Below are 6,152 nucleotides of genomic sequence, written 5' to 3'. Positions count from 1 at the left end.
GATCTTCTTCAGCCGCGCGTTCTCGTCTTCCAGCGCCTTCAGCCGCCGCATCTCGTCGGGCAGCAGGCCGCCGTATCGCTTCTTCCAGTTGAAGTAGGTCGCCTGGCTGATCCCCGCCTTGCGGCAGATCTCCGCGACCGGCGTCCCTTCCTCACCCTGCTTCAGCACGAACGCCTTCTGCGCCTCCGTGAACCTCGATGCCTTCATCCGATTCCGCTCCTGTCCCAGCCAGGGAAGCGTAGCCGAAAACTCCAGCTTCGCGCTGTCCAGTTCTCAGGGGGCAGAGCACGCTTGGCAAAGATGCGGACCAGCCGATCCTCGCCGGTATCGAGGTTCACCGCGCGCAGGTCGAGCTCCACCCCGTCCAGCGCATGGATGGCGTGGAGTACCTTGCCAATGCTCTCGGGGGCCCTGTCGATGTCGATTTTGCGCAGAAATTCGACCGTGTCGACCTTTGCGCCCTCGCCCCAGATGTCGGCGTCATGCTTCTGCGTCAGAAGGTCAGCGATGAAGTCGTCCGACGGCGAGGAGGTCAGAACTAGCAGCTTTGTGCCGGGCGTAACCCGACGCGCGTGGTGGAATATCGTCTTCCCATGCCCCGGATCAAGATCGAGCGTCTTTTCGCTTGTCGGAATCTTCAGGTCGAGAATGGCGAAGTCGAAGAATTCGCTATCGAGCCGCGCACGCGCTTCATCACGGGTCTGCGCAACAACAGGCCTATAGGGGGCACCGAGACCCTCGAGAATCTTGAGGATCTCAACGACATATTCGTCGTCATCCTCGACGATCAGAACGAAGGCGGTCATTTACGCCACCGTGCGGTATAGAGCGCGCCGCCGTCCTTCGCCGGTTCAAGCACAAGAGAACCGATCATCGTTTCGACTGCCTGTCGTGCGATCGCGAGCCCAAAGCCGGTGTGATTCTTCTTGGTCGAATTGCCAATCTCGAACGCTGTCTCGACGGGGCCGTTTATTCCTGCGCCATGGTCGAGCACGGAGACCCAGTAGTCGACGTCGGTCTCGCCCCAACTTACGGTCACGTCGTGCGGCTGCGGCGCACGGCCGGCCGTCTCCTGGGCTTCGACGGCATTGCGCAGACCATTCACCAACACCATTCGGATCAGCGACGGGTCGCCCCTGATCAAGCATGGCCGCGCGCCGATCGTGGAAATCCACTCGGTGGTCTTAGGGGGATAGGTGCTTATTAGCTCGTCGATCAGGGCCGCGAGGTCGAATTGCTCCGGCCTCGGCACCGCTGCCGCATTCTTCAGCGTCTCGATCGCCTCGAACACGCGATTGACCGACTCTAGGTGGCGCTTAGTCTCCGAGTCGTCCCAGAACTCGCCGAGTTCGCGCCTCCCCGCTAGCCGCACCAGCCCGATCGACGAAGCGATTTCGTGCAGGAGGAAGCCCGTAATCCACTCGACCGCTTGGCCATAGATCTGCTGGCGGACCTCCCCGGGGATCACATCGGCATCGTCAACGGTAAGCAGGTCCGGCTGTTGCTGGTGCGCCAGCCGCCGGATCGTGTCCTGCAGAGCGTAGTTGACGTGCGAGACGGTCTCAGCCTTAAGCGCTTTGCGCAACCGGGTCAGGTCGCCGCTTCGCCCTAGCGTTCCGAGCGCGCGGGCGGCTTGGCCGCGCAGATGCGCCGAAGAAGCGCCCAGTTGGGCAAGAGCCTCCTCGCGCGTCATAGGCGTGGCTGCGCATAGAAGGCAGCGCGGCGCCGGAAAGCTTCTGCGCCTCCCTCCATGACTGAGCTGATAGCCTGAACCACGTTGGCCGACGACAGCGGCGCGGCGACCAAAGGGAAACCACGGCGACCATCCGACTCTAGTTGCACAACGAAGTCCGCGTTGCCGAGCACGGGGATGTTGGCGTTGTGGGTCGAGAAGATAAGCTGGCCATTGGCTGGGCGCGCGAGGATGGCCTTGATCAGAGTATCGGCAATGAATGCATTGTCGATATGGTCTTCCGGTTGATCGACAATTAGCAGCCGGTCGACGTGTCGCAGAACCAGCGGCAGGATCACGGTGCAGCGTTGCCCTGTCGAGAGATCGGCGATGTCCTTGTGGTCCGCGCCATCCAACAGTGAGAAAGTGACATAGTCCTCGACCGGCACCGTCGCGATCGAGCCGAGATCGGCCTCCTTAAGCGCCAGCACGGTCTTGGCGGCACGATCCAGCGACAGCGACCCGCGCGTGGCGACGAGGTCGTAATCGTCATTTTCGACCGCCTCGAGCAGTTCGCGAGGGCTTATCCGCTGCGCTAGGGTGCCGACCATGTCATTGTAGCGCAGGCCGCTCCCGCGCAGCGCATCGGTCAGCGTCGCCGCGAATGCGTTGGTTAGACCACCGCGCATGATCGCGACGCGGATGCGCGGCCCCAGCACCTGGTTTAGCCGGTTCGCTGCCTGGGCGCGCGCTTCGTACCGTTGCGTCCGGGCCGCTTCCAAAACGTCCAATGCCGCCGAACGCCGAGCCGCCGCGGACTGCATAGCTGCGATACGGGTCGAGAGGACGCCGCGCAGCGACTCCAATTGCGCCTTTCGCTCGCGGAGTGCGTGGCCGCGCCGCGCGATGTCGCCCGCGCCGGTCTGGAACCCTTCTATGTCACGGCGTAACGCACGCGCCTGATCCTCATAGCCGATCTTCTCGGCCTCGAATCTCGATGCGATCTGCCCCGTGGTGGCCTCGACAGCTGCAAGTTCCTCAAGGGCGGCTGCAATGTACCGATGGGCCGTCGCGACGCGGGTCCGCACGTCGCCCAGGGCGTCGGCTCCGGCATTGGCCGGCCACACCTCGGCTGCGGCCATCGCCTGGACGGGGGCGAGCGCATCCCGCCATTTCGCCACCGCTGCTCGGAACCTCTGCACCGCCGCCGAGGCGACACCCTTGACCGAAATTGTATCAGAGAGGGCGTTCAGTTGCTCAGCCTTGGCCTGAGCGACAGCGGACAAGGCCGCAAGCTGTTGCTCATGCGGCGCGAGCTGCGCCAATTGATCTTCAATGCTGGGCAGCTCGGAAAGCTGGGCGTTGAGCTTTTCGATATCCTTGCGCATCGCGTCCGCTTCCGCGGTCACTGAGCGAACCGTTGCAATCGCATCCGCTTCCGCTGCGGCGATCGAGCGCTGATCGCCGAGAAACCCGTCCAGCAACCGGAGTCGACCGCCGGGCTGAAGTCCCACTGTCTCGATTTCTGTCTGCGACAGGATAATCGGCGGCAGGAACGCTCCGGACGTGCGGGGGGTCGCTTAGTTCGCCGATCGCGAAACCACGATGCGTCGATCTCCATCGACCAGCGTCAGCGTGATCTGACCCGAACCCAGCACGGAGAGCGCGTGTTCGTGGCTGCGGCGGCCGGTCTCCGGGGTATAGCCATCGACATTCAGACAAAAGCGGATGAGCTCGATCAGCGAGGTCTTACCCGTGCCGCGCGCGCCGATGATGACGTTGAGCCCAACCTTCGGCGACACGTCGAAGCCGTTGAGAAATCCTTCCTCAATTTGGATGCGCTCGATGTGCAATAACTGCGCCCTTCATCCCCGGGCAGGTCGACGGCACCGGCTACAAATAAGCCGAGCTCTAGCCCGCCGTATCGTTCGGTTCATGACTCTCTAACCTGATCACGCGGCGCTGAAAAGCTTGGCCGAGATGTGTTGTCTGTCTGCCTGTCTGTCTGTGATCTCGAACGTTCGGCGCTCCGATAAGCAGCGGGGCTGCAGCGGTTCCGGAGCGGTCCTTACTGCTTGGTGCAGCGAAGGACCGCTTCCCGCCCTTCTACGACTTCGGCGCTCAGTGCAGTGAACGGCTGCTTCCCGCCCTTCCTGGACGTTGGTCGCTGACGCAGCGATCGTCCGCTCTCCGCCCTTCCGCGACATTGGCTCGCGGGCGCAGCGAACGACAGCTCCCCGCCCTTCAGCGATCTTCGCTCTGGCCACAGCGAAGGTCAGCTTTCCCGTCTCAGCGCGGGTAGAAGTCTCCTCTCGCACGGGTAGTCTCGCCCCACTACAAGGAGGCTCTCACATCCGAACTCGCCTGACCCTGAGCGTCGAACCCATCGACCGAGAGACGGCCTTCTCCTTCGCTGGCCGCCTGGCCGCGGTGAATGGCGTTAACCTCGCGGAGTTTTCGCATGACCTGGCACTGCCGCTGAACAAGATGCTGGCCCTCGACGAAGGGGTTATGGATCAGCTCATGCAGCTTGCCGGTCTCGACGCTGAAGCAGGTGCTGAGCTCGTTTCGTGGACTGGGCGACCCCTGGCAGGGGTCAGGATGATGTATCGGGGCGACACGCTGGTGTCGCGCGCCATCCGGAGCCCCGTCGTCCGCGGTTGTCCGCAATGCTTGCATGAAGCGTCACTCCACCGTGACCCGCTCGGCTTTATGGCGATGTCCGGAGCATGGCTCCTGCGACACACCCTTGTTTGCCTGCACCATGAGCGTGCCTTGGCGCCGCTCTGGACGGAGAGGAGGCCAAGACACCGTTACGACATTCAGGCTCGGCTCGCCGAGCTCGCAGATGAAATCAGTCAGCGTTCAATCCAGCAAGCGGAACTCGAGCCGACACCGTATGACCGGTGGCTCGACACGAGCCTGGCGTCGGGAGAGGATGACAGCAGCCTTGGCGGGCATCCGATCAACGTGGCAGCGACTATGTGTTACCTCGTCGGACTTCGGCTCGGACAGGGCGGCGACGCAGTGGCGGAGGATGCCCGGTCGATACATGACGCGTATTCGGCTGGGTTCGCGCTGCTGTCAGATGGCAAGAATGCCTTCGAAGATTTCCTCGACGATCTGCTGGCCAGCCGTCAGCTTTCCGACCGGAGATCCACGGTGCTCGGTCCCCTGTATGCTGGCCTCAGGACAGGACTGAACACGGACGACGGGTTCGATTTCTTCCGCGACATCGTGCGCGAGAAGGTGCTGCGGACTTGGCCGGTGGCCGCCGGAGAAATGGTCCTGGGTCGGGTTGTCGAGCGCCGCCGGCTCCACTCTCTGGCGTCGGCAGCGGAGGAAACAGGGGAGGACGAGGGGACGCTCCGAAGGCTGCTCGTAGCCCAGGGGGTGATTCCTGGCGACAGTGATCAATCGGACGCGACGATCGTCTTTCCAGCGGAGAAGCTGGATCGCATGACCCCCATGATCTCCGAGCTCGTTCACCTCGCTCAGGTGCGGGAAGCGATGGGGGCGTCCGAGACCCAGTTCGATGCGCTCGTCGATGAGGGCCTCATCCGACCGAGGATCGAGGCTGCGAATATACGCCGGGCGTGGGCGGTGCAGGATGGTCTCGCCATCGTCTCGCGGCTTGCAGCAGCGGCACGCCCGCTGAAGGCCGACGTCGCCGGGTGGCTCCACCCGCAGGATGCCGCCGCGAGATATCGTGCGCCGCTTTCGGACCTGTTCCGACTGATCGAGCGGGGGCAGCTTGTCGCGGGTCTGGCGGAAGGGGCCAACGGCTACGGGGCGCTCCGAGTCCTGGCCGCCGCCGTTGAGGAGAGGTTCAGGCCGCCGCAGCACGCCGGTTTGTCCCCATCCGCATTCGGGACGAGCATCGGCGTGAGAGGCGCAGGGGCTATTCAGTCGATGATCGACGAGGGTCTGATGACCGCGTCCGATGTCGTGGACCCCAGGACCGGGCGGGTTCACATCAGGATCCTCCCGACCGATGCCGACAGCTTCCACCGCCGGTTCTACAGCCTCCAGACGGCGGGCGAGGCCACCGGACTGAACTGGCGACGGCTGGCGTCGATCTTCACGGCGCAGGGTGTTGAGGCGGTGAGCACAAGTAGCGGTGCCGTCGAGCGGGTCTATGCGCGGGCGTCCGTCGACCGAGCGGTCGCAAGGTTTCGCGCGAACGAGACGAAGAAGCAGTAAAACAAGGAGATTCTTTGGCCTTCGCCACTGGCGGCTGAATTGACGAAGATGCTGCTTGACAGGCCTTGCGCACGCTATTGCTGCGCGCTGCGCATGCATCTCCTTTTTCTGACATGTCGGTTGTGGGGGAGAATGGTGATCCCGGCAGGATTCGAACCTGCAACCTGCCCCTTAGGAGGGGGCTGCTCTATCCAGTTGAGCCACGGGACCGACCGGACCCTTCAATGCCCGCCCGGCGACGGTCCGTCAACGTCTTGGACAAGCGCGGGGCGAGGCG

Annotated in this window: 6 protein-coding genes and 1 tRNA gene; 1 reads left to right on the top strand and 6 read right to left on the bottom strand. The window is 63.5% G+C overall.

The window, feature by feature from the left end; all coding sequences use genetic code 11:
• The 5 genes from A37W_RS0112080 to A37W_RS24125 all read right to left on the bottom strand — a co-directional run.
• The coding region (locus A37W_RS0112080; RefSeq protein ID WP_018303299.1) for a transposase at window positions 1-207 on the bottom strand (207 nt) is incomplete at its 3' end.
• The gene (locus A37W_RS0112075; protein WP_018303298.1) at window positions 204-806 is read right to left on the bottom strand and encodes a DNA-binding transcriptional response regulator; all 603 of its coding nucleotides are present in this window, start codon (window positions 804-806) and stop codon (window positions 204-206) included. The genes A37W_RS0112080 and A37W_RS0112075, both read right to left, overlap by 4 nt.
• Window positions 803-1,693 carry a sensor histidine kinase gene (locus tag A37W_RS0112070; protein WP_018303297.1) on the bottom strand — a complete coding sequence of 297 codons (891 nt, stop codon included), beginning with the start codon at window positions 1,691-1,693 and terminating at the stop codon, window positions 803-805. Before A37W_RS0112070 ends, A37W_RS0112075 begins: the two co-directional genes overlap by 4 nt.
• Window positions 1,690-3,156: an AAA family ATPase gene (locus A37W_RS21680; protein ID WP_211206632.1), complete on the bottom strand. Its 1,467-nt coding sequence runs from the start codon at window positions 3,154-3,156 to the stop codon at window positions 1,690-1,692. Before A37W_RS21680 ends, A37W_RS0112070 begins: the two co-directional genes overlap by 4 nt.
• A 96-nt stretch (window positions 3,157-3,252) precedes the next feature.
• Window positions 3,253-3,525: an AAA family ATPase gene (locus A37W_RS24125; RefSeq protein WP_018303295.1), complete on the bottom strand. Its 273-nt coding sequence runs from the start codon at window positions 3,523-3,525 to the stop codon at window positions 3,253-3,255.
• Window positions 3,526-3,832: 307 nt separating this feature from the next.
• On the opposite strand from A37W_RS24125, the gene A37W_RS0112060 reads away from it, so the two are divergent.
• The gene (locus tag A37W_RS0112060) at window positions 3,833-5,875 is read left to right on the top strand and encodes a TniQ family protein (RefSeq protein ID WP_081617108.1); all 2,043 of its coding nucleotides are present in this window, start codon (window positions 3,833-3,835) and stop codon (window positions 5,873-5,875) included.
• A gap of 133 nt (window positions 5,876-6,008) precedes the next feature.
• Here the strand turns inward: A37W_RS0112060 and A37W_RS0112055 are convergent.
• Window positions 6,009-6,085: transfer RNA gene (locus tag A37W_RS0112055), tRNA-Arg, on the bottom strand.
• Window positions 6,086-6,152 lie beyond the last annotated feature (67 nt).

The organism is Wenxinia marina DSM 24838, from assembly GCF_000379485.1.
GTDB lineage: Bacteria > Pseudomonadota > Alphaproteobacteria > Rhodobacterales > Rhodobacteraceae > Wenxinia > Wenxinia marina.
The sequence above is the reverse complement of the archived record's forward strand: the minus strand, read 5'-3'. Positions and strand labels throughout refer to the sequence as shown.

Coding starts and splice junctions, on each gene's coding strand:
- A37W_RS0112075 (WP_018303298.1), bottom strand. CDS start 806: ATGACCGCCTTCGTTCTGATCGTCGAGGATGACGACGAATATGTCGTT.
- A37W_RS0112070 (WP_018303297.1), bottom strand. CDS start 1,693: ATGACGCGCGAGGAGGCTCTTGCCCAACTGGGCGCTTCTTCGGCGCAT.